At 67.3% G+C, this 294-nt stretch carries 1 pseudogene; it reads right to left on the bottom strand.

Annotated elements, in window-relative coordinates:
• Nucleotides 1–292, bottom strand: a pseudogene (locus QM716_RS29160) (HNH endonuclease); the annotation flags it as partial.
• Between the last annotated feature and the right edge of the window lie 2 nt (nucleotides 293–294).

The following is a 294-nucleotide window of genomic DNA, read 5'->3' as shown; positions in this document are numbered from 1 at the left end:
GATCGAACGAGCAATCCCCGACATCGAATCTCGCTGCCACCGCCGGAAACGGCCGTAGTGCTGCGCCCAGGGCGGCGATCTTCTTTCCGTCCCGTACCTGCAGCATCGTGTTGCCTGCCAACCACGCACCGACACCGCGGCTGGCGATCACCTGATCATCCGGGCGCGTCGACAGTTCGTCCACCACCGCCACCCGCACCGCCTCGAGACGCAGAATCTCCGCACTCGCCGACACCGCGGCCGCACGCAACTCAGCAGCAGACAACCGCCACAACCGCCCGCGCAACCCCACCG

This window comes from Rhodococcus sp. IEGM 1409 (assembly GCF_030056735.1).
GTDB lineage: Bacteria > Actinomycetota > Actinomycetes > Mycobacteriales > Mycobacteriaceae > Rhodococcus_F.
The sequence above is the reverse complement of the archived record's forward strand: the minus strand, read 5'-3'. Positions and strand labels throughout refer to the sequence as shown.